Below are 19,214 nucleotides of genomic sequence, written 5' to 3'. Positions count from 1 at the left end.
CGGCCGTGGCGGTTGCCACGACCTGCCCGGCTCCCCGTTTCGACAAGGCCCGGCGCGGGGCCGGGCGGACCCTGGAGGTCTGCAATGCCTCCTCTCATCCTCATCGGTGCGGTTGTCGTGGGCGCGAGCCTGGTGTTCGGCTACGACTCGATCATCGTCGGCCTGGTCCTGATGATCGTCGGCATCCTCGGCCTGATGGCCTTCATGTCCACGCCGGGCACCATCCGGCGTCCCGGCGAGCGCGAAGTGGTCATCGAGAAGCGGTACATGGGCGGCCACGACGACCACCGCACCTTCCGCTGAGCGCGCTGGAAGTGCCGCGTCGGGGTGTGGTTCGTCTGCGGCGCCGTCGTGGCCGGTGGCGCAGTTCCCCGCACCCCTTCAGCACCGGAGTCGACTTCACCCGGCCTGCTCAGAGAGCAGCGGCCGGATCCGGAAGGAGCGATCCATGGCTACGGAAGCAATGCACCCGACCCGTCCCGCAGCACGGCCCCCTGCCCATCCCGCGCGGCTGACCGCGCGCCTCGACACGGGGCTGTCGCGCTGGCTGTGGCTGGTGAAGTGGCTGCTCGCCCTGCCCCACTTCGTCGTCCTCGCCTTCCTGTGGGTGGGGTTCGTCGTGGTGAGCGTGGTGGCGTTCTTCGCCATCCTGTTCACCGGCCGGTACCCGCGTGCGCTGTTCGACTACAACGCCGGCGTGATGCGCTGGAGTTGGCGAGTGGCGTACTACGCGTACGGCGCGCTCGGCACCGACCGCTATCCGCCCTTCACTCTGGCGGACGTGCCCGACTACCCGACGCGCTGGGACATCGCGTACCCCGAGGAGCTCTCCCGGGGGCTGGTCCTGGTGAAGTGGTGGCTGCTGGCGATCCCCCACTACCTGGTCCTGGCCTTCCTGCTCGGCGGCGGACGCGTGGCCTGGTTCTCCGGCGGGCTGATCGGGCTGCTCACCCTGTTCGCCGGCATCGCCCTGGCCTTCACCGGGCGCTACCCGCGTGACATCTTCGACCTGGTGATCGGCCTCAACCGGTGGGCGCTGCGCGCGATCGCCTACGCCGCCCTCCTCACCGACGTGTATCCACCATTCCGGCTCGACCAGGGCGGCGCCGAACCGGAGTCCCTGCCATGACCGTCGCCCTGGTCTCCGCCTTCCTGTTCGTGCACGGACTGGTCCATCTCACGGTCTGGCTCCCCCACGACACCACCGAACAGCCCTTCAACCCGCGCCACTCGTGGGCCCTCGCCGCAGCCGGCGTGCCCCGCGCGCGTGTCGTCGACCGCGCCGCCATCGGCATGGCCGCCGTCACCGCCATGCTCTACGTCATCGCCGGCTCGGCCGCCGCCGTGCAGAGCAGCGGCTGGGCGGCCGCGGCACTCATCGCGGCCTCTGCCGGTCTGCTGCTGAAGGCCCTGTGGTTCAACCCGTGGCTCACCCTCGGCGTACTGCTGGACGTGGGTGTCATCACCGCGGTCTGGGCGAGCTGGCCGGGGGCGCTGTTCTGAGGGCGGGGTGGTGTCGGGGGCGCTGCACCGTCCGCGGGGCGGCCTGGTGGGATGCGAGGGGGCGCCGTACCGACCACGCGGCGCGGCGGGGGTGGGGCCGGGCATCCCCCCCCCGGGAGCGCGGCAGACCACCGGGCGGGCCCGGAACCGGGCGATCCCGGCACTCTCGGGCGGGCCCGGCACTCTCGGGCGGGCTCCGTAGCCGGGGCGACGAACCAACCACCACGCGAAGCCGCGGGTCGTGGCCACGAGGTGCCACCGCCGACAGCACCGGCAGCGCCCGCAGCGCCCACAGCGCCCACAGCGCCCACAGCGCCCACAGCGCCCACAGCGCCCAGGACCATCACACACCCCCGGCGACACCATCCACGGGCTCCGCAGCCGAGGCACGACACGCCGCCGAAGGCCTCTCGGGCCGCGAGCGCCACACCGGGGAGCGCGGCAGGACGCGAAGCGGGCCCGGCGGCACAGGCGCGAGCCCCGGGCGAGGCGCCACGTCGGCCACGACGCCATGCCGAAGGCCTCACGCTGCGGGCACCACATGCGGCAGCGCTCCACGGACCACGAAGCCGACCCGAGCAGCACCGGCTACGGGCCCGACAGCCGAGGAACCGAACCCACCGTGACGCGACGCTGAAGGTCCCGGGCGTGAGTGGCGCACAAAGGCGTGCTCCACGGGCCCCCTGGTGCACCGACGGTGTGAGGCGCGCACGTGGCAGCCGGCCGGGCGGGGTGCCGGTGACCGGCCGGAGGCGTCGTCGGCGGGCCGGGGCCGGAGACGGTGGCTCGGTGCCGTAGGGCGGGCCGGAGTGCTGGCGGGCCGGGGTTGCTCGGTGGCTGTCGCGTGGCAGGGGCCGAACGGCACGGGCACGGAGCCGCTCGGCCCACGCCCCGCGCGCCCGGTCCCCGGGAGCCTGGAAGGAGAGGCCGTCAGGGGAGGAAACCATGACCGACCACGCCGACGGGATTGTCGTGGGCGTCGACGGGTCCGAGGCGTCCGTGGCCGCGCTGCGCTGGGCGGCCGGGCAGGCACGCACCTTGGGGACGCCGGTCGTCGCCGTGCACGCATGGCAGCCGTCCGCCGCCGGGCTGGCGCCCTACGCGCCGGCGTCCGGTCGGCCGACGGTCGCCGAGGAGCGGCTGCGGGCCGCGGGGCTCTTGGCGTCCGCCGTCGCGGAGGCCATCGGTCCGCGTACCGGCGCCGACGTGCGCGCGGTCGTGGCGGAGGGGCCGCCCGCGCGCGTGCTGCTCCAGCACGCGCGCGGTGCGCTGCTGCTCGCCCTGGGGCGCACACCCCACGACCAGGGAGTGGTGCCCGCCGTCGGCTCGGTGAGCCGCGCCTGTCTGCGGCACGCCACGGTGCCCGTGGTGACGGTGCCCGCCCCCGAACGCACAACCGCCGGGCACGCGTTGGCGAGGTGAGTGTCATGCAGGTGCTGGTCGGCTACGCGACCGCGCACGGCTCCACCCGGGGCGTCGCCGAACGACTCGCCGCGGCCCTGGAGCGGGCCGGGACAAAGGCCGAGGTACGGCCGTTGGAGGCCGTCGCCGACGCGGGCGCCTACGACGCGTTCGTGCTCGGCAGCGCCGTCCACGGTCAGCGCTGGCTCGACCCGGCGCAGGAGTTCCTGCGGGACAACACGGAGCTGCTGCGCTCCCGGCCCGTATGGATCTTCAGTGTGGGCATGCCCGCCGCCCTGCGCGGACCGTGGAAGCGGATGGGCCCGCTGGAGGCCCCGGTCATCCTCCGCAGCCTGCCGCCCGGACTGTCGTACCGGGACCACCGGCTGTTCTCCGGCGTCATCCGCGCGTCCCACCTGCCGCTCGGCGGCCGCATCAGGTTCCGTCTGCTGGGCGGCCGCTACGGCGACCACCGCGACTGGGACGCCATCGACACCTGGGCGGCCGAGATCGCCGGGGAACTGCGGAGGATGTGAGGACACGGCGGCCCACAACCAACGACATGAAGGCTCCCCCAACGACATGAAGGCCCCCCGCCGCGCCGACGGCGGGGAGCCACGAGGAGGCCGTCCGGGGCGACGTGCGACCCGGCCGGGTGCGGTGCCTCAGCAGTTGACGGACGTACGGTGGTCCACGGTCTCGGGCCGGTGCGGGGCCCGTGCCGGCACGGCCGGAGTCCGCTGCGCGCGACGGACCTGGTGGCGCAGCGCGAGCGCGTCGAACAGTGCGGCGAGGGCGAAGGTCACCCCCATCGCCGCGAACAGCAGGAGCGCGAACCGCTCCCAGAACTCCGGTGTGAGACTCGTACCCACGGTCCTCTCCCCCTCCGGTCGGTGGCTGTTCCTCCTCACCTCCAGCGAACCCCGTCGGGGCTTCGGCCGCATGAGCCGTGCGGCCCGAACGCAGGGCCGGCCCGGCCCTTGCCCGGGCGGGGTGGGCCGGTCGGCCCCCCTCGGCCGGTACGGCCCGGCCCATGATCGGGGGTCGATGGCCTCATGGCACGGCGGCCGGGCGAGGACAAGGCTTGCCGGTACGCGCGGGACGAACCGCGGACGACGTGCCGGGAGGCGACGGTCATGAAGCGCATTCAGGAGACCAGGCAGCCCCGGCCCGTCCGTCGTCCCGAGCCCCAGGACCTGCGCACGCCCTCCGGGCGGCCCATGCCCTACTGAGGTCCTACTGAGGCACTACTGAGGCTCAGCGCACCAGCACCCGCTCCCCGGAGCGCGGCACCACCGCCGTCCAGCCCAGGGTCCGGTCGATGCGGTCGCGCAGTGCCTCGGCCGCTTCGGGCTCGCCGTGCACGAGGTAGGTGGTGTGCGGCGGCGGTGCCCCGCGCAGCCACTCGATGACCTGACCGGCGTCGGCGTGTGCCGAGAAGTGCGGTACGTCGGCGACCCGGGCGCGCACCGGTACGTACTCTCCGAACATCTTGAGCGCCTTGGCGCCGTCGACGAGGTCGCGGGCGCGCGTGCCCTGCGCCGCGAAGCCCACCACGACGACGGCGTTGCGCGGGTCGGGCAGCAGCCGCCGCAGGTGGTGCAGGACGCGGCCGCCGGTGGCCATGCCGGAGGCCGAGACGATGACGGCGGGCCCGCCGGTACGGCTGAGGTCCACGGACTCCTGGATCGACCGGATCAGGCGGAACGGTTCGGGGCTCAGCGCGTCGGTGCCGGCCAGCGCGATCTCGGGCCGCAGCTCGGGCGCCCGGGTGAGCAGGGCGTCCCGGTACACGTCGAGGGCGGCGAGCGCCATCGGGCTGTCCACGTAGACCGGCACCGCCGCCGGGAGCCGGCCGGTACGGCGCAGTTCGGCGAGTTCGTGCAGGACGACCTCGGTGCGGTCGAGGGCGAACGCGGGGATGACGACGGTGCCTCCGCGGGCGAGGGTGCGGGTCACCGCGTCGGCGAAGTGCGCGCGGCCCGCCGCCTCCTCGTGCCGCCGGTTGCCGTAGGTCGACTCCATCAGCAGCACGTCCGCCCCGGAGAACGGCTCCGGAGGGCTCAGCAGGGGGTGCCCGGGGCGGCCGAGGTCCCCGCTGACGGCGAGGGTGTGGCCGTCCTCCAGGGTGAGGTGCACCCAGGAGGAGCCGAGGATGTGTCCGGCGGGGTGCAGGGTGAGCCGGGTGCCGGTGGCGATGTCCACCGGGGTGCCGGTAGGCACGGGCTGCAGGAGCTTCAGGGTGCGGTCCACGTCCGAGTCGTCGTACAGCGGCAGCGCGGGGCGGTGCTTGGACCAGCCGTGCTCGTTGGCGTGCCGGGCCGCCTCCGTCTGGAGCTTGGCGCTGTCCAGCAGCACGATCTCCATCAGCCGTGCGGTGTACTCGGTGGTGACGATCCTGCCGCGGAAGCCGTGGCGGGTGAGCCGCGGCAGATAGCCGCAGTGGTCGAGGTGGGCATGGGTGATGACCACCGTCTCGATGTCCTCGGCGTCGCAGGGCAGTTTGCGCCAGTTGCGCCGGCGCAGGTCGGCCAGGCCCTGGAAGAGGCCGCAGTCGACGAGTACGCGCGCGTGGTCGCTCTCGACGAGGAACTTGCTGCCGGTGACCGTTCCCACGCCGCCGAGGAAGGTCAGCAGTGCGGGACGGGACCGCGTCGGTGTGCCGCCCTCCGGGTCGCTCGCCACGGTGGTCATGACATTGCCCTCCTCCGAGGTCGGGCCGATCGGCCCTGGTGGCCGCGCGGTGGGTGTGGTGTGCTGGAGGTGACGGGAAGGACCCCCACTCCGGACGCGGAGAAGCGGCTTCGGGCCGCGCACCGCGCAATCAGGATCCGCGAGAAGCGGGTGGGTCCTTCCCGCCTTTGCGTGCCGCCTTCCGCCAACGCCCTTTCCGTCCCTCCAGCGTGCGGGGTCGTGGCGTCCCTGCCATGGGCCGAAGGGCCCCGCTCACGGGCCTGAACAGCCCCCCGGAGGGCCCTGCCGCGCCGCCCCGTGAAGCGGTGCAATGGAAGGAGAGACGTTCCGCCGTCACGGCGGTGCGATGCGCGCGCGAGGAGGCGGCCATGCGCTTCGAGAACCGTGCGGACGCGGGGCGCCGGCTGGCCCGGCGCCTGCACCACCTGCGGTCCGGGGACGTGGTGGTGCTGGGCCTGCCGCGGGGCGGGGTGCCCGTGGCGCACGAGGTGGCCCGCGCCCTCGGCGCTCCCCTGGACGTGCTCGTGGTGCGCAAGCTGGGACTGCCCTGGCAGCCGGAGCTGGGCTTCGGCGCCGTCGGGGAGGGCGGGGTACGCGTCCTCAACGACGACGTGCTCGCCGGCGTCCGGCTGGGCGCGGGCGAGCAGGCGGCCGTGGAGGAGGCCCAGCGGGCCGAGCTCGACCGGCGCCTGCGCCGCTACCGCTCCGGTCGCGAGCCGCTGCCGCTGACCGGCCGTACGGCGGTGGTGGTGGACGACGGCCTGGCCACCGGCGCCACCGCGGAGGCCGCCTGCCGGATCGTGCGGGACCGGGGCGCGGCCCGGGTCGTGCTGGCCGTCCCGGTCGGTCCGCACAGCACCGTCGACCGGCTGCGCGCGGTCGCCGACCAGGTGGTCTGTCTGCTGCCGGTGCGTCTTCTGGGCGCGGTCGGCGCCTGGTACGACGACTTCGAGCAGGTCGGCGACGGGGAGGTGACCGCGCTCCTGGCGCGGGCGGCCCGGACCGCGGGAACGTCGGAGTCCGCGACGCGCAACGAGCACACCACGGTGCCCGTCGGCCACGTCCGGCTCGCCGCGCGGCTCGTGCTGCCCGAGGGGGCACCGGCGGTGGTCGCCTTCGCGCACGGCAGCGGCAGCAGCCGGCACAGTCCGCGCAACCGCCGGGTCGCCGACGTCCTCAACCGGGCCGGTCTCGGCACGCTGCTGCTCGATCTGCTCACCGAGGCCGAGGAGAGCGACCGGGCGAACGTCTTCGACATCGGCCTGCTCGCCCGGCGGCTGCACACCGCCGCCCTCTGGCTGGGCCGGGAGACCGGCCTGCCGGTCGCCTACTTCGGGGCCAGCACGGGCGCGGCCGCCGCCCTGGAGGCCGCCGCCTTCCCGGGCGCCGACATCCGCGCCGTAGTCTCCCGCGGCGGTCGCCCCGACCTCGCGGCACCGGCCGCCCTGTCGCAGGTGCGGGCCCCGACCCTGCTCGTCGTCGGCTCGCGCGACACGCAGGTCCTCAGCCTCAACCGGCTGGCGGCCGACCGCCTGCGCTGCCCGCACCGGATCGCCGTCGTCCCCGGCGCGACCCACCTCTTCGAGGAGCCCGGCGCCCTGACCACGGTCGCCGAACTGGCCCGCGACTGGTTCACCGCCCACCTCTCCCGCACGCCGGCGGGCGCCGGGCACTGACCCCTGTGCCCCGTGTCAGGTGCCGTCGATGCGTTCGAGCAGCGTGCGGGCTTCGGCGGTACGGCGGTGGCGGGGGCCGAAGGAGGCCAGGCAGGCGTCGTGAGCGGCCGCGGCCCGGCGACGGGCGTCGGGAGTGCGGCCCAACCCCAACAGGGCGGTGGCAAGGGCCACTTCGACGGCGCCCGTATCCGGACGGCGCTGGTGTTCGGGCAGGGCGCGGTACAGCTCGTCGGCGCCCTGCGCCTCGGTGAGGGCGTCCTCGTGGCGGGCTTGGCCGTTGAGGCTGCGCGCCAGGCCGAGCCGCAGCACGAGGGACGTCCGGTCCTCGGCGCGATGGGCGGCCAGGGCCTCGCGGGCGAGTGCTTCCGCCTCCCGGTGGCGCCCCTGCCCGTTGAGGGCGAAGACCAGCCCATTGCGGGCGGCCGCGGCCAGGAGCGCCATCTCCGGGCCGGTACCGCGGCCCGCGGCCTCGGCGACGGCCGCACACTCCGCCTCGCACTCGGCGTACCGGCCGAGCGAGACCATCTGCTGGGCGCGGTCCGAGCGCAGCTTCAGGGTCAGCCAGTGTCCGGCGCCGAATATCCGCCCGAAGGCGGGCAGCGCTTCGTCGTAGGTGGCGAGCGACTCGGCGTGGCGGCCCTGGGCGCCCGCGGCGAGCGCGGCGATGTTCAGGGCGACGGCCGCGTACTCGTCGTCGCGTGACCGTGACCGGGCCACGGCCCGCGCCTCGGCCTCCGCCTCGGCGTAACGCCCGGCTTCGTAGAGGGCTTTGGCCTCGGCCAGCGGCGTTCCCGCCATCCGTCGGGCGTCGCTTCGGCCGCGGGTCCGGAAGAATCTCATGGCCGGGAGCATACGGATGGCGCTCAGAGGGCCTCGCGGCCCGGTGTGGCCGGGGCTCCGCGCGGTGGAGCGCAGTGGCACGTTCGGACGGGCGCCCCCGGGTCGTCAGTCGTGGGTCCGCGCGGCCCACCGCCTGCGTACGGCGTCCTCGTGCTCGCTCTGTTCCAGGGCGGCGTCCGCGCGGGCCAGGGCCGTCTCCAGGCGCGGTACCCAGTGGCGGCGCAGTGCCCGTACCCGCTGCCGGGTGCGCAGGACCTCGTCGCCCACGGCGTGGGCCGCGGCCCGGGCCGCTGCGTACTCGGCGGCGGCGCACAGGGCGGTGGCGTAGGCGGCCTCGGCGTGGACCAGGGCGGTGTTCGCGGGGGCCGGGTCGCCCGACTCCCGTCCCGGTACCCGGCAGGTGGCGGTGGCGGGGTGGCGTACGCCCATCGTGGCCGTCCACTCGATGTCCAGCTCGGCCGGGCGGCTGGAGTTCGGTGGGTCCAGGGCGTCCTCGCCGCCGAGCAGCAGCCCGCGCCGCAGCCAGGTCTCGGCCTCCCGCAGCCGCTCGTGCCAGTGGTCCCGGGCGACGGCCTCGGCGTGCCGGACTTCCTCGTGGCGCGCGCGCAGGACGGCCAGTTTCTGGTCGAGCAGGTCGGCGCCGCGGCGGGCGACGTCGAGGCTGCGGCGCAGTCGCATCCGTCCGGCCCGGCCGGGCGGTACCCGGAGTTCCGCCATGGGATCACCTGCCGTCCGGTGACGGGCGGGCGTCGAGGAAGCGGGCGGGCAGCATGGACAGTTGGCTGCGCGGCAGGGTGAGCAGCACCTGCCAGGCCCGCTCCAGTGTCTGTTCCAGCGTGCGCGTCTCGTCGCGCCGCTGGTCCACCAGTCCGCGACTGAACGCCTCCTCGAAGTCCAGGTAGGCGCGGTCGGCGGGGCTGAGCGCCGCCCGGCCGACGAGGTCGGCGAGTTCGCCGACCTGGCGGGCGCGGGCCAGGGCGGAGAGCAGCTGGGCCGCGACGTCGAGGTGGTCCTCGCGGGTGCGGCCGGGTCCCGCGCCCTTGCGCATCAGGCGGGACAGCGAGGACAGCGCGTCGACCGGCGGGTAGACGCCCTGGGCGTGCGTCCGGCGGGAGAGCACGATCTGGCCCTCGGTGATGTATCCGGTGAGGTCCGGCACGGGGTGGGTGACGTCACCGGCGGGCATGGTGAGCACCGGCAGCACGGTGACGGACCCCGGCAGGCCGCGGATGCGGCCGCAGCGCTCGTACAGGGACGCCAGGTCGCTGTAGAGGTAGCCGGGGTAGGCGCGGCGGGCCGGGATCTCGCCGCGGGCGGCGGACACCTCGCGCAGCGCCTCGGCGTAGCTGGTCATGTCGGTCATCACCACGAGGACGTGCCGGCCCTCGGCGAAGGCGAGCCGCTCGGCGACGGTCAGGGCGATGCGCGGGGTCAGGATGCGCTCGATCACGGGGTCGTCGGCGGTGTTGAGCAGCAGCACCAGTTCCCCGGCCGCGGAGCGCTCCTCCAGGGCGTCGCGGACGAAGGCCGCGTCGGCGTGGGTCACTCCCATCGCGGCGAAGACCACGCAGAACGGCTCTCCGCCGGCCGTCGACTGGGCGGCGATCTGTGCGGCGAGTTCCAGGTGCGGCAGGCCCGCCGCGGAGAACACGGGCAGTTTCTGGCCGCGTACGAGGGTGGTGAGGGCGTCGACGGCGCTGACGCCGGTGAGGACCGGATCGGCGGGCGGCTCGCGGCGTACCGGGTTGACGGGGTTGCCGCCGACCGCGGAGGTGGTCGTGCCGAAGACGGGCGGGCCTCCGTCGAGGGGCTCGCCGCGCCCGTTGCACACCCGGCCCAGCCAGCCGGACCCCACGGGAATGTGCAGGGGGGTCCCGGTGAAGGCGGCGCGCAGGCGGGCCGGGTCCAGGCCGGCGGTGTCCTCCAGCACCTGTACGACGGCCGTGTCGCGGTCGACCTCCAGGACGAGTCCGTGGCGCGGCTCGCCCTCGTCGGGGGTGAGCCGGACGAACTCGTCCCAGCCGACGCCCTCGACCTTGTCGACGACGGCCAGCGGGCCGCGCAGTTCGCGCACCGAGGTGTACTCCACGCCTGTGTTCATGTCACCTCCCGGAGCCGGGCGAGCAAGGTCTCGCGCAGTGTGTCCACCGTCGCCGCGTCGTGCGGGCCCGCCTCCTCGCGAGCGCGCAGGACGGGTGAGAAGTCCACCTCCTCGATGCGGGCCGCCGGCACGCCCGTACCGGCCAGTTCGCGGCAGCGGTCGACGACCGCCAGCACCGCCTCGGCCAGCGCGGCGGTCTTCTCCGTGCCGCTGTAGGCGTCCCGTGCGGACAGGGCGCTCTGCTGGAGTACTCCTTCGCGTACGAGCCGGCCGCCGAGGACGCTGATGCGTTCCTGGTCGGGCAGCGCGGTGATGCCGAGCAGGTCGACCAGGTCCGCGAGCCGGTCGGCCTCGGCGAGCAGACCGGCCACCCGGGCCCGGCGGGCGGGCAGGCCGGGGTCGTCGGTGGCGGCGAGGTGGGCGCCGAGCGCCTCGGCGTCGCGGGAGAACGACTCGGCCCAGGAGACGGCCGGGTAGTGGCGGGCGTAGGCGAGGTCCCGGTCGAGGGTCCACAGGCAGCGCACGAAGCGCTGGGTGTGGGCGGTGACCGGTTCGGCCATGTCACCGCCGGGTGGCGACACCGCGCCGATGACCGTGACGGAGCCGCTGCGTCCGCCGAGGGTGGTGACCGTGCCGGCGCGTTCGTAGAACGCGGCGACGGCGGAGGCCAGCCCGGCGGGGTAGCCCTCCTCGGCGGGCAGGGCGCCGGTGCGGGAGGCGAACTCCCGCAGCGCCTCGGCCCAGCGGGAGGTGGAGTCGGCGATGACGACGACGTCCAGGCCCATGTCGCGGAAGTACTCGGCGACGGTGATGCCGGTGTAGATGCTGGCCTCGCGGGCCATCATCGGCATGTTGGAGGTGTTGGCGACGATCACGGTCCGCTCGGCGAGGCGGCCGCCGGTGCGCGGGTCGGTCAGGGCGCCGAACTCGTCGATGACGTCGGCCATCTCGTTGCCGCGTTCGCCGCAGCCGACGTAGACGATGACGTCGGCGTCGCACCACTTGGCGATCTGCTGGAGCAGCATCGTCTTGCCGGTGCCGAAGCCGCCGGGTACGGCGACGGTGCTGCCGCGGGCGACGGGGAAGAGCAGGTCGATGGCGCGCTGGCCGGTGTGCAGGGGCCGCACGGTGTCCTGGCGTTCGCGGACCGGGCGGGGGGTGCGTACGGGCCAGTGGGTGGTCATCCGGACCGGGGTGCCGGCCACGGTCGCGAGGACGGCGTCCTCCGGATGGCGGCCGGGCGGGGCGAGGTCCCGCACAGGTCCCGTGCAGCCGGGCGGCACCAGTACCCGCAGCGGGAGCGGTCCCGCGTCGCGGATCTCACCGAGAGCGTCTCCGGGCTGGACGCGGTCTCCTTCCGTGACGTGGGGCGCGAATTCCCGTGCGGGCCGCGGTCCGTGGGCCCGTTCGTCCAGCGCGCCGGGCGACAGCCACTCCCCCGCGGCGTCCAGCGGGCGCAGCAGGCCGTCGTAGATCCCGCCCAGCAGGCCGGGGCCGAGGGCCGCGGACAGGGGCCTGCCCAGGGGGCGGGCCGGCATGCCCGGTGCGAGACCGCCGGTGTATTCGTACGCCTGGACGGTGACGACGCCGTCCCGGATCGCGACGATCTCCCCCGGCAGCCCGGCCGCGCCGAGCGCGACAAGGTCGTACATGGCCGCGCCACGCACCTGCGCGGCCTCGACGAGCGGACCGGCGACCCGCAGAATGCGTCCGGCACCGGGCGGCGTGCGTGTCAGCGTGCCCACAGCTCCCCCACCTCCGAACCAAGGCCCTCCAACCCGCCGAGGGCGAACCCGACCACGCCCCGGCCGCCCGCAGCCCCCACCAGCGGACCGGCGACCCACAGGACACGGCCGGCGCCGGGCGGGGTACGAGTCAGGGTGTCCATAGCTCCTCCGCCTCCGAACCGAGGTCGTCCAGGGCGCCGAGGGCGAGGCTGGTGAGGCTGAGGTCGGCCCTGCGGCCGGGGGCCTCGCCACGTACGCCTCCGCCGGGGGCGGTGGTGATCCGGGCGTCGGGCCCGAGCAGGTGTCGTGCGTGTGTGGTCAGCCGTGCTTCCAGGGCCGGGTAGGCGTCGGTGTCGTGCAGGGCCTCGACGCCGTGCACGACCTGGCGGCGCAGTTCCTGCCAGCACTCCCGGCGGGCGGCGAGCTCCCGGGCGCGGGCGGCCCGGCGGGCGCGGGTGCGCAGGGCACGGCGTACGGCCTCGGCGTCGGCGGCGCCCTGGCTGCGGGCCTCGGCGAAGATGTCGGCGGCCTGGGTCTCGGCGTTCCGGAGCAGGGTGGCGGCGTCCTCGTCGGCAGCGGCCAGCAGGGCGCGGGCGTCGGCCTCGGCGTCCTTCAGCAGCCGGGCCCGTACGGGAGCGAGTTCGGTCGGTGAGGTGGTCATGGCGGCATCACCGCCACCAGGGGTTCCTGTCCGTCGAGCGTGTCCGGGCCGAGCGCGGCGGCGGCCGCCGGGGTGAGGACGACCAGGCCCACGTCCGCCGGGAGCCGGTCGAAGGCCGCACGCACCGCCCCCTCGTCCTCCGCGGGGAACACCCGCACGCCGGCCGAGGCGAGCCCGATGACGCGGGGCCGTTCCCCGATCGCCGCGACGCGGGCCATGGCTAGGCCTCTCCGATCAGGATGATGGCGACGACGAGGCCGTAGATGGCGATGCCCTCGGCGAGGCCGACGATGACCATGGCCCGGCCGAACAGTTCGGGGCGTTCGCTCAGTGCGGCCAGCGCCGCGGCGCCGGTGTAGGCGACGGCGATCGCCGCGCCGAGGGAGGCCCCGGCGACGGCGATGGCGGCGCCGATGAGGGCCGCCCCGTTGGATCCGGAGCTCTCCGCCGCCGCGGTGGCCGCCTGCGCGGACGCCGATCCGCCGCTCAGCGCGACGATCAGGAGGGCGAGGGCGGCCGCGAACAGGGCCGCGTTGGCGGCGCACACCGTCCGCAGCACGGCCCGGCCCCGGCGGCGCAAGAGCCGGTGGGTGGCGGCGAAGCCGGCGATCAGCAGGGGCAGCGCGATCAGCCAAGCGATCATGATGTCACCTCCGTGCTGTGGGGTGTCAGCACACATTCGAGAGGGTTCTGCGTGGGCACGTGCCAGGGGGTGAACGGCCGCCCTTCGGCGTCGAAGACGCGGGAGAACAGCTCGTAGAACTCAAGTCGCAGGGCCTGTACGCCGGCCACCAGCGCCTCCAGGGCGAAGGTGAGGGCGTTGCCGAGGACGAAGACGAGGACGGCGCCGGTCAGTGCCACCGGGCCGCCGCCGCCCAGGGCCGTGGTGCCCTGCCAGACGATGCCGCCCAGCGCGGCGTGGGTGAGCCCGAACGCGGCGAGGCGGGTGAAGGAGATGGCGTTGGAGCCGATGCGGACCAGCACGTCGAAGAGCTGGACCCCGGTCTGGAGGACGCCCGAGGCGCCGCCCCCGGACGCCGTGTACATGCCGGTGCCGGCCAGTGCGAGCCCGGCGGCGGCGATCAGTGCGCCGGTCGCCGCCGCGGCGGGCGTGTGCAGGGCGAGGCCGGCCGCGAGTACGGCGAGGCCGAGGAAGACGGCGGCTCCGGCGACCCCGGAGGCCGCGTACAGCGCCCGTCCCGGGCCGCCCTCGCGCCAGCGGTTGACGATGCCGGCCGTGTAGGCGGCGGCGAGCAGGACCGCGCCGAGGGCGATCGCGCTGCCCAGCAGCCGCATGGGCTGGTCGAGGGGGTCCAGCCAGAGGACGGGGAGCACGCCGGTGGGGCCGAAGAACTCCCCGTAGGCGATCCCGGCGAGCGTGCTCGTTGCGCCCGCTCCGGCCAGGAAGGGCCACAGGGGGCGCAGTGCGGCCAGGCGGGCGGGGCGGCCGGAGCGCAGCAGCAGGGCGGCGAGGAGGAGCAGCAGGCCGTGGCCGGCGTCGCCGAACATCATCCCGAACATGACGACGTAGGCGATGCCCGCGGGCACGCTGGGGTCGAGGTCGGGGTAGGGCACGGTGCCGTAGGTACGGACCAGCGGTACCGCGGAGCGCCGTACGGTGCCGGTGTCGTACAGCTGGGTCGGCGGGTCGGTGCCCCGCGGTTTGCGCAGCGGCACGAGGGCGCCTCCGACGTCCGTCAGGCGGGCGCGGAGCCGGACGACGTCGGTGGCGGGGCACCAGCCGGCGAGCGCGGCCACGGTTCCGTGGCGTACCGCCGCCTCCCGGTAGGTCTCCAGTTGGGCCTCGCCGGCCAGGAGGTCGGCCCGGCCCGCCCGGCACAGGGCGTCGAGGTCGGGTGGCGTGGCGGACAGCAGGGGGTGGTCGGGGGCCGGGCCCAGCGACTGAAGCCGCCGGGCGGCCGGTCCGGGCGTGGCGCGGCCCGTGCCGTCGGGGCGGTCGAGTTCGACGCAGCCCGTGTCGGCGACGCGTACCAGGGTGTCCCTGAGCGCGTCGCGCGGGGCGACGACGGCGACCCGTTGCATGCGTACGGGTGCCAGGGTGTCAGCCCAGGAGTTCATCGAAGGCCTCCCGTGCCCGGCCGCCGTGGGCGGCGCATCCGAGTGCGGCCCGCACCCGCCAGGCGTCGACGCTCAGCGCCGCGACCGCGCCGACGACGGCGGGCAGCGCGAACCGGGCGCCGGACAGCAGGGACTGCGCGTCCCGGTCGACCGCCGGCCACCAGCGGGCCTCCGCGCGCCACAGGTCCTCGGGCCCTTCGACGTCCGCCAGCGCCCAGCGGGCCGCCGGCGCCAGGTGCTCGCGGTACTGCGCGAAGGTCGCCGCCCGCACGGCGGCCCTGCCGAGCAGCCGGGCGGCGTCCCGCGCGGCCGGGGCGGTGAGCCGGCGGCCGGTCAGGTGGACCTCGCGGGCCACCAGCAGCGCGGCCTCCCCGGCCGCCCAGCGGGCCGCGGGCGGCAGGTGCGCGGCGGTGCGGGCCGCGGCCGACAGGCGCATGGCGGTGATCACCTCGCCGCAGGTGTCGCCGCCGGGATCGCCCCACACGGACGTGGCGAGCACGGCCCGTACGTCGGCCGCGCTCCCGGCCGCGGAGAGGCGGGGCCAGACGGTGGCGAGCGCTCCCAGCCGGTACGGCGCGGGCGGCGGCCCGCCGGTCGGGGAACGCAGCAGGTCCCGGGTGTTCTCGATCTCGAACCCGGCCGCGAGGAGCCGTACGGCGCGTGCCCCGCTCTGCGGCTGCCAGCCGGCGAGGACCCGCAGCTGCCACACCAGGGCGTCGGCGACGGACCGCTGGGCCTCGGCCGCCCCGGCCCGTGTGTCGAGTCCGCGCCGGTAGGGGGTGCCCGTCAGGGCGCGCAGCGCCTCGGGCAGGTTCGGTGCGCTCGCCAGGGCTCGCGCCGTGTCCGTCCCGGCGCGGCCGGCGGCCATGGCCTTGGCCCGGGTCACTCCGGCGACCCATCCCGCGCCCATGGTGCCTCCCTGTGCGGTCCGGCCGGTGGCGTGTCCGGGAGCGCGGCCAGTTCGCGGGCCACCCGGTCCACCAGGCGCGCCGCCAGCTCGGGGGTGCGCGCACGGGCCCGCGCGCGCAGATCCCGTACGGCAGCCTCGGCGGCGGCGTCGGTGCGGGCCGTCTCGGCCTCGGCCTCGGCGCGGAGCCGGGCCGCGGTCTCGTGCCTGACCTGCAGGGCGCGCGCCCGCGCGGTGCGCACGGTCTGTTCGGCCCGCTCCGCGGCGGCCCGGCGGCGCTCGGCGGCCTCGTGGGCGGCGGTGCGGCGGATCTCCTCCGCCTGCGCCGCGGTGTCGTCCAGGGCGGTGAGCGGGGGTTCCAGCTCGGCCGCGAGTTCGGCCGAGCGGTCGGCGGGGACGGCTCCGCCGACCGCGGGACCGGGTGAACCGGCCGGCCGGAAGCGCGTGAGGAACTCGCGGAACCCGGGCATGGGGGCCTCCTGGACCGACTGCGGCGTCCCTCGTGGGCGCCCGTCGTGCGTGTCCGTAGCGGTCTCACTTCACGCTATGCGGCGGCCCCCCGGCCCCACAGGGGCCGTTCCGACCTGCGGAAGGGGCCGGGCGGCCCTGTGTCGGTGGGGCGCGTCGGCGCGATGGTGAAGGTAGGACCCCTGTCCGCGCACACCGTGGGAGGTTGCCATGGACGACCGATTCGCGCGGGAAGCCGCCACATCGGCGACGGAGGCACGCCGTGCGGTGCCGGCCTACGCCCAAAAGCCGGCCGAGGAGTTCCGCCAGACCCTGATGGTGCGCTATCTGCAGGCCATGGCCTCCCAGTCGGTACGGGCGGCGGCGGAACAGCCCTCCGGTGCCGAGGCGGTCGGACACACCCATTCAGCGAAGACCCACACCCGCGTCCGGACGGCCGCGTCCGCCGAACTGCGGGTGCGGGACGTCATGAAGCGGTCCGTCGCCGGGCTCTCCGCCGACACGCCGTTCCTGGACATCGCCCGGATGCTGGCCCGCCGGCAGACCGGAGCGGTGCCCGTGGTGGACGACTCGCAGCGGGTCGTCGGTGTCGTCGCGGAGTCCGACCTGCTGGCCCGGGCCGCCTCGCTCGCCGCCCCGGCAGACCGTCCCGGCCTGTTCGCCAAGGTGCACGGCCGTCACCGGCACGCCGCGGACGCGGGCGATACCGCGGCCACCCTGATGTCGGCGCCGGCGCTCACCGTCCACCCGTGGACCGCCGTGGTCGACGCGGCGCGTGCTTCGCGGTCCAGGATCCGGCAGATCTTCGTGACCGACCACCACGACAGGCTCGTGGGCGTCGTCAGCCGCAGCGAGCTGCTGCAGGCGCTCGTCCGGGACGACGAGGCCATCCGGACCGAGATCGTCGAGCACGTGGTGCGGGAGGAGTTGGGTGTCGACCCGGCGCAGGTCCGTGTGGAGGTCCGCAACGGCACCGTGACCCTGGCCGGCTCGCTCGACGCGGAGCTGGTTCCCCGGCTGACCGAGGCGGTGGCCCGGATCCCGGACGTGGTCCAGGTCGAGGACCGGCTGACGACGCTGTGAGCACCATTGGCGGCGGCCCCGTGAAGAGGGGCCGCCGCGGTGCTGTCCGGTCCGGCTAGCCGGACCGGTCGACCAGGAACTCCACGGTGTCGGCAAAGGTGGTGAGCCGGGGGTAGTCGTCCTCGTCGATGGGGATGCCGGTGCGTTCCACCAGCAGCTCCACCAGGCTGAGGAAATCGAGCGAGTCGAGTTCCAGGACGTCGCGGAACTTGTCGTGCGGTCCGACCCGGGTGAAGTCGGCGTCGGGGATGATCTTGAGGATGGACTCCTCGATCGCGGTCCGCGCCTCGGCGCTGGTGAGGGGCTTCATCTGGTTCACAACTCCTCCGGTTTCTGCAGCAGTCGGTCGATCGCCGTGAGGTAGCGCGCCCCGACGGCGCCGTCGGTGGCCCGGTGGTCGGCGGACAGGGTGGCGGTCACCACCGGGCGTACGCCGAGCAAGCCGCCCACGGCCCAGGGCCGTTCGACGACGGCGCCGAAGCCGACGAGGGCCACCTGGGGCGGATGGATGACGCCCAGGACGGATTCCACGCCCTGGTCGCCCAGGTTGGTCACGGTGAGAGTGGCGCCGGCCAGTTCGCTGCCGCGCAGCCGGCCGAGGCGGGCGCGCCGGACCAGGTCCTTGAGGGCGGCCATCAGTTCCACGGGGGCGAGGGTGTCGGCGTCGTGGATCACCGGCATCAGCAGCCCGCCGTCCCGCAGCGACACGGCGACGCCGAGGTGCACGCCGGTGCCGGGCGTGAAGGCGCCCTTCTCCCAGAAGCCGTTGAGCTGCGGCACGTCCCGCGCCGCCGTGGCCGCCGCCTTGAGCAACAGGGCGGCCGGCACGAGCCGTTCGGCGAGCGGCAGACCGCGGTTGCGCCGGTGCAGCGACTCCATGGCCGCGGTGAGGTCGATGGTGGTGGACAGGTAGTAGTGCGGGATCTCCTTCTTGGAGCGGCTCATGAGCTCGGCGATGGCACGGCGCATGGCGGCGGCCCGCGTGTCCTTGCGGGGCTCACGCGACAGGGGTGTCCGTGTCCGGTCCTGCGGTTCCTGCGGTGCCTCGATGCCGTCCGGCAAGGGCGCACGCTCGACCGGCGGGGACGCCTGCTCGACCGGCGGTGGCTCGGGCGCGGAGCGGGCACGCGCCGCGGCCCGCACGTCGGCCGCCCGGACGGCGCCGCCGTCCCCGCTGCCGCGCAAGGCCGCGGTGTCGACGCCGAGTTCACGCGCGAGCCGCCGTGCGTACGGGGTGACCCGCACCCTCGGCCGCCCGGGCGCCGCTACGGCGTGCTCGATGTCGGCGCGGGTGATCCGGCCGCCGCGTCCGGTGCCGTTCACCGACGTCAGGTCGATGCCACGTTCCGCCGCCAGGTGCCGTACCAGCGGACCGGCGCCCGCGACCGGCTTCTCCGCGGCGCTGCGCTTCGCGCGCGGTGCCCTCGCGGGGGTCGCGACGAGCTCGGGGGCCTCCATGCGTGCGGGCTCGGGAACGGGAGCGCCTTCGTGCTCGGGGCGCGGCTCGAACTCCGGTTGTGGTTCGGGGGCGGCTTGCGGTTCGTGTGCGGGCTCGGGCCGGTTCCGGGGCTTGCGTCGCGGTTCGGGTGCGGCTTCGGGTTCGTGCGCGGGCTCGGGCCGGTTCCGGGGCTTGCGCCGCGGTTCGGGTGCGGCTTCAGGTTCGTGCGCGGGCTGGGTGCGGGGCTGGGGCCAGGTACCTGTCCCCGGCTCAGCCACGACCGGCTCAGCCGCCACCGGCGCAGCCGCAATCCGCTCAGCCACGACCGGCTCAGCCGTGACCGGCGCCGTCGCCGTCCCGGAGGCCACGCCCCCGTGCGTCACGGCCACCCCCGCGGCCCCCGCCGCCTCGATCACCGCGAGCGGCGTCCCCACCGGCACCCGTGTCCCGGGCTCGACGAGCAGGTCCCCCACGGTGCCCGACTCGAAGCACTCGACCTCGATGGCCGCCTTGTCGGTCTCCACGACCGCGACCACGTCACCCTTGCTCACCTGGTCGCCGGGGTGGACGAGCCACTCCACCAGGAGCCCTTCGTCCATGTCGGCGCCGAGGGACGGCATCGTGAACTCGGCCATC

The 19,214-nt window shown here is 75.3% G+C and carries 22 protein-coding genes; 7 read left to right on the top strand and 15 right to left on the bottom strand.

The window, feature by feature from the left end; all coding sequences use genetic code 11:
- Positions 1 to 84: 84 nt before the first annotated feature.
- The 5 genes from ICC28_RS25825 (at position 85) to ICC28_RS25805 (ending at position 3,440) form a co-directional block, all read left to right on the top strand.
- Positions 85 to 303, top strand: coding sequence for a hypothetical protein (locus ICC28_RS25825; RefSeq protein WP_188291097.1), 219 nt, complete (start codon positions 85 to 87; stop codon positions 301 to 303).
- A 145-nt stretch (positions 304 to 448) separates the two neighbouring features.
- Positions 449 to 1,129, top strand: a complete 681-nt coding sequence (locus ICC28_RS25820; protein ID WP_188291096.1) for a DUF4389 domain-containing protein — start codon at positions 449 to 451, stop codon at positions 1,127 to 1,129.
- Positions 1,126 to 1,503: a hypothetical protein gene (locus ICC28_RS25815; protein ID WP_188291095.1), complete on the top strand. Its 378-nt coding sequence runs from the start codon at positions 1,126 to 1,128 to the stop codon at positions 1,501 to 1,503. Before ICC28_RS25820 ends, ICC28_RS25815 begins: the two co-directional genes overlap by 4 nt.
- A 945-nt stretch (positions 1,504 to 2,448) precedes the next feature.
- On the top strand, positions 2,449 to 2,925 hold the full coding sequence (locus ICC28_RS25810) for a universal stress protein (RefSeq protein WP_188291094.1): 477 nt from the start codon (positions 2,449 to 2,451) through the stop codon (positions 2,923 to 2,925).
- Between the two features lie 5 nt (positions 2,926 to 2,930).
- Complete coding sequence (locus tag ICC28_RS25805; protein WP_188291093.1) at positions 2,931 to 3,440, top strand: flavodoxin domain-containing protein; 510 nt, start codon at positions 2,931 to 2,933, stop codon at positions 3,438 to 3,440.
- A gap of 129 nt (positions 3,441 to 3,569) precedes the next feature.
- Here ICC28_RS25805 and ICC28_RS25800 read toward each other — a convergent pair whose 3' ends face one another.
- Positions 3,570 to 3,776 (bottom strand): hypothetical protein, encoded by a 207-nt coding sequence (locus ICC28_RS25800; RefSeq protein ID WP_188291092.1) that lies wholly within the window; start codon positions 3,774 to 3,776, stop codon positions 3,570 to 3,572.
- Between the two features lie 385 nt (positions 3,777 to 4,161).
- On the bottom strand, positions 4,162 to 5,598 hold the full coding sequence (locus ICC28_RS25795) for an MBL fold metallo-hydrolase RNA specificity domain-containing protein (protein ID WP_188291091.1): 1,437 nt from the start codon (positions 5,596 to 5,598) through the stop codon (positions 4,162 to 4,164).
- Between the two features lie 368 nt (positions 5,599 to 5,966).
- Here ICC28_RS25795 and ICC28_RS25790 point away from each other — a divergent pair, with 368 nt between their 5' ends.
- Positions 5,967 to 7,274, top strand: coding sequence for a phosphoribosyltransferase family protein (locus tag ICC28_RS25790; RefSeq protein ID WP_188291090.1), 1,308 nt, complete (start codon positions 5,967 to 5,969; stop codon positions 7,272 to 7,274).
- 15 nt (positions 7,275 to 7,289) lie between these two features.
- Here the strand turns inward: ICC28_RS25790 and ICC28_RS25785 are convergent, their stop codons facing one another.
- From ICC28_RS25785 to ICC28_RS25735, 11 genes are all read right to left on the bottom strand, one after another.
- Entirely contained in the window at positions 7,290 to 8,114 is an 825-nt protein-coding gene (locus ICC28_RS25785; protein WP_223189463.1) for a tetratricopeptide repeat protein, read from the bottom strand.
- Positions 8,115 to 8,219: 105 nt separating this feature from the next.
- A complete protein-coding gene (locus ICC28_RS25780) occupies positions 8,220 to 8,831 on the bottom strand; it encodes a V-type ATP synthase subunit D (protein ID WP_188291089.1) in 612 nt (203 codons plus the stop codon).
- A gap of 4 nt (positions 8,832 to 8,835) precedes the next feature.
- Positions 8,836 to 10,215 carry a V-type ATP synthase subunit B gene (locus tag ICC28_RS25775; RefSeq protein WP_188291088.1) on the bottom strand — a complete coding sequence of 460 codons (1,380 nt, stop codon included), beginning with the start codon at positions 10,213 to 10,215 and terminating at the stop codon, positions 8,836 to 8,838.
- Entirely contained in the window at positions 10,212 to 11,960 is a 1,749-nt protein-coding gene (locus ICC28_RS25770; protein WP_317454099.1) for a V-type ATP synthase subunit A, read from the bottom strand. Before ICC28_RS25770 ends, ICC28_RS25775 begins: the two co-directional genes overlap by 4 nt.
- Positions 11,948 to 12,103 (bottom strand): hypothetical protein, encoded by a 156-nt coding sequence (locus ICC28_RS25765; RefSeq protein ID WP_188291087.1) that lies wholly within the window; start codon positions 12,101 to 12,103, stop codon positions 11,948 to 11,950. Before ICC28_RS25765 ends, ICC28_RS25770 begins: the two co-directional genes overlap by 13 nt.
- Complete coding sequence (locus tag ICC28_RS25760; RefSeq protein ID WP_188291086.1) at positions 12,091 to 12,603, bottom strand: V-type ATP synthase subunit E family protein; 513 nt, start codon at positions 12,601 to 12,603, stop codon at positions 12,091 to 12,093. Before ICC28_RS25760 ends, ICC28_RS25765 begins: the two co-directional genes overlap by 13 nt.
- Entirely contained in the window at positions 12,600 to 12,821 is a 222-nt protein-coding gene (locus ICC28_RS25755; RefSeq protein ID WP_188291085.1) for a V-type ATP synthase subunit F, read from the bottom strand. The genes ICC28_RS25760 and ICC28_RS25755 overlap by 4 nt, the downstream gene beginning before the upstream one ends.
- 2 nt (positions 12,822 to 12,823) lie before the next feature.
- Positions 12,824 to 13,246, bottom strand: coding sequence for an ATP synthase subunit C (locus tag ICC28_RS25750; protein ID WP_188291084.1), 423 nt, complete (start codon positions 13,244 to 13,246; stop codon positions 12,824 to 12,826).
- The gene (locus tag ICC28_RS25745) at positions 13,243 to 14,682 is read right to left on the bottom strand and encodes a V-type ATPase 116kDa subunit family protein (RefSeq protein WP_188291083.1); all 1,440 of its coding nucleotides are present in this window, start codon (positions 14,680 to 14,682) and stop codon (positions 13,243 to 13,245) included. Before ICC28_RS25745 ends, ICC28_RS25750 begins: the two co-directional genes overlap by 4 nt.
- Complete coding sequence (locus ICC28_RS25740; RefSeq protein WP_188291082.1) at positions 14,666 to 15,592, bottom strand: V-type ATPase subunit; 927 nt, start codon at positions 15,590 to 15,592, stop codon at positions 14,666 to 14,668. The genes ICC28_RS25745 and ICC28_RS25740 overlap by 17 nt, the downstream gene beginning before the upstream one ends.
- Complete coding sequence (locus tag ICC28_RS25735; RefSeq protein ID WP_188291081.1) at positions 15,565 to 16,059, bottom strand: hypothetical protein; 495 nt, start codon at positions 16,057 to 16,059, stop codon at positions 15,565 to 15,567. The genes ICC28_RS25740 and ICC28_RS25735 overlap by 28 nt, the downstream gene beginning before the upstream one ends.
- 208 nt (positions 16,060 to 16,267) lie before the next feature.
- Here ICC28_RS25735 and ICC28_RS25730 point away from each other — a divergent pair, with 208 nt between their 5' ends.
- Positions 16,268 to 17,140, top strand: coding sequence for a CBS domain-containing protein (locus tag ICC28_RS25730; protein WP_188291080.1), 873 nt, complete (start codon positions 16,268 to 16,270; stop codon positions 17,138 to 17,140).
- A 55-nt stretch (positions 17,141 to 17,195) separates the two neighbouring features.
- Here the strand turns inward: ICC28_RS25730 and ICC28_RS25725 are convergent, their stop codons facing one another.
- Positions 17,196 to 17,450, bottom strand: a complete 255-nt coding sequence (locus ICC28_RS25725) for an acyl carrier protein (RefSeq protein WP_188291079.1) — start codon at positions 17,448 to 17,450, stop codon at positions 17,196 to 17,198.
- A gap of 5 nt (positions 17,451 to 17,455) precedes the next feature.
- Positions 17,456 to 19,213 carry a 2-oxo acid dehydrogenase subunit E2 gene (locus ICC28_RS25720; RefSeq protein WP_188291078.1) on the bottom strand — a complete coding sequence of 586 codons (1,758 nt, stop codon included), beginning with the start codon at positions 19,211 to 19,213 and terminating at the stop codon, positions 17,456 to 17,458.
- Position 19,214 lies beyond the last annotated feature (1 nt).

Source organism: Streptomyces sp. TRM68416 (assembly GCF_014596915.1).
Taxonomy (GTDB): Bacteria; Actinomycetota; Actinomycetes; order Streptomycetales; family Streptomycetaceae; genus Streptomyces.
Note: the sequence above shows the minus strand (reverse complement) of the source record. Positions and strands in the feature narration are given on the sequence as shown.

Coding starts and splice junctions, on each gene's coding strand:
- ICC28_RS25825 (WP_188291097.1), top strand. CDS start 85: ATGCCTCCTCTCATCCTCATCGGTGCGGTTGTCGTGGGCGCGAGCCTG.
- ICC28_RS25820 (WP_188291096.1), top strand. CDS start 449: ATGGCTACGGAAGCAATGCACCCGACCCGTCCCGCAGCACGGCCCCCT.
- ICC28_RS25815 (WP_188291095.1), top strand. CDS start 1,126: ATGACCGTCGCCCTGGTCTCCGCCTTCCTGTTCGTGCACGGACTGGTC.
- ICC28_RS25810 (WP_188291094.1), top strand. CDS start 2,449: ATGACCGACCACGCCGACGGGATTGTCGTGGGCGTCGACGGGTCCGAG.
- ICC28_RS25805 (WP_188291093.1), top strand. CDS start 2,931: ATGCAGGTGCTGGTCGGCTACGCGACCGCGCACGGCTCCACCCGGGGC.
- ICC28_RS25795 (WP_188291091.1), bottom strand. CDS start 5,598: ATGACCACCGTGGCGAGCGACCCGGAGGGCGGCACACCGACGCGGTCC.
- ICC28_RS25790 (WP_188291090.1), top strand. CDS start 5,967: ATGCGCTTCGAGAACCGTGCGGACGCGGGGCGCCGGCTGGCCCGGCGC.
- ICC28_RS25785 (WP_223189463.1), bottom strand. CDS start 8,114: ATGAGATTCTTCCGGACCCGCGGCCGAAGCGACGCCCGACGGATGGCG.
- ICC28_RS25780 (WP_188291089.1), bottom strand. CDS start 8,831: ATGGCGGAACTCCGGGTACCGCCCGGCCGGGCCGGACGGATGCGACTG.
- ICC28_RS25775 (WP_188291088.1), bottom strand. CDS start 10,215: ATGAACACAGGCGTGGAGTACACCTCGGTGCGCGAACTGCGCGGCCCG.
- ICC28_RS25765 (WP_188291087.1), bottom strand. CDS start 12,103: ATGGACACCCTGACTCGTACCCCGCCCGGCGCCGGCCGTGTCCTGTGG.
- ICC28_RS25760 (WP_188291086.1), bottom strand. CDS start 12,603: ATGACCACCTCACCGACCGAACTCGCTCCCGTACGGGCCCGGCTGCTG.
- ICC28_RS25755 (WP_188291085.1), bottom strand. CDS start 12,821: ATGGCCCGCGTCGCGGCGATCGGGGAACGGCCCCGCGTCATCGGGCTC.
- ICC28_RS25750 (WP_188291084.1), bottom strand. CDS start 13,246: ATGATCGCTTGGCTGATCGCGCTGCCCCTGCTGATCGCCGGCTTCGCC.
- ICC28_RS25745 (WP_188291083.1), bottom strand. CDS start 14,682: ATGAACTCCTGGGCTGACACCCTGGCACCCGTACGCATGCAACGGGTC.
- ICC28_RS25740 (WP_188291082.1), bottom strand. CDS start 15,592: ATGGGCGCGGGATGGGTCGCCGGAGTGACCCGGGCCAAGGCCATGGCC.
- ICC28_RS25735 (WP_188291081.1), bottom strand. CDS start 16,059: ATGCCCGGGTTCCGCGAGTTCCTCACGCGCTTCCGGCCGGCCGGTTCA.
- ICC28_RS25730 (WP_188291080.1), top strand. CDS start 16,268: ATGGACGACCGATTCGCGCGGGAAGCCGCCACATCGGCGACGGAGGCA.
- ICC28_RS25725 (WP_188291079.1), bottom strand. CDS start 17,450: ATGAAGCCCCTCACCAGCGCCGAGGCGCGGACCGCGATCGAGGAGTCC.
- ICC28_RS25720 (WP_188291078.1), bottom strand. CDS start 19,213: ATGGCCGAGTTCACGATGCCGTCCCTCGGCGCCGACATGGACGAAGGG.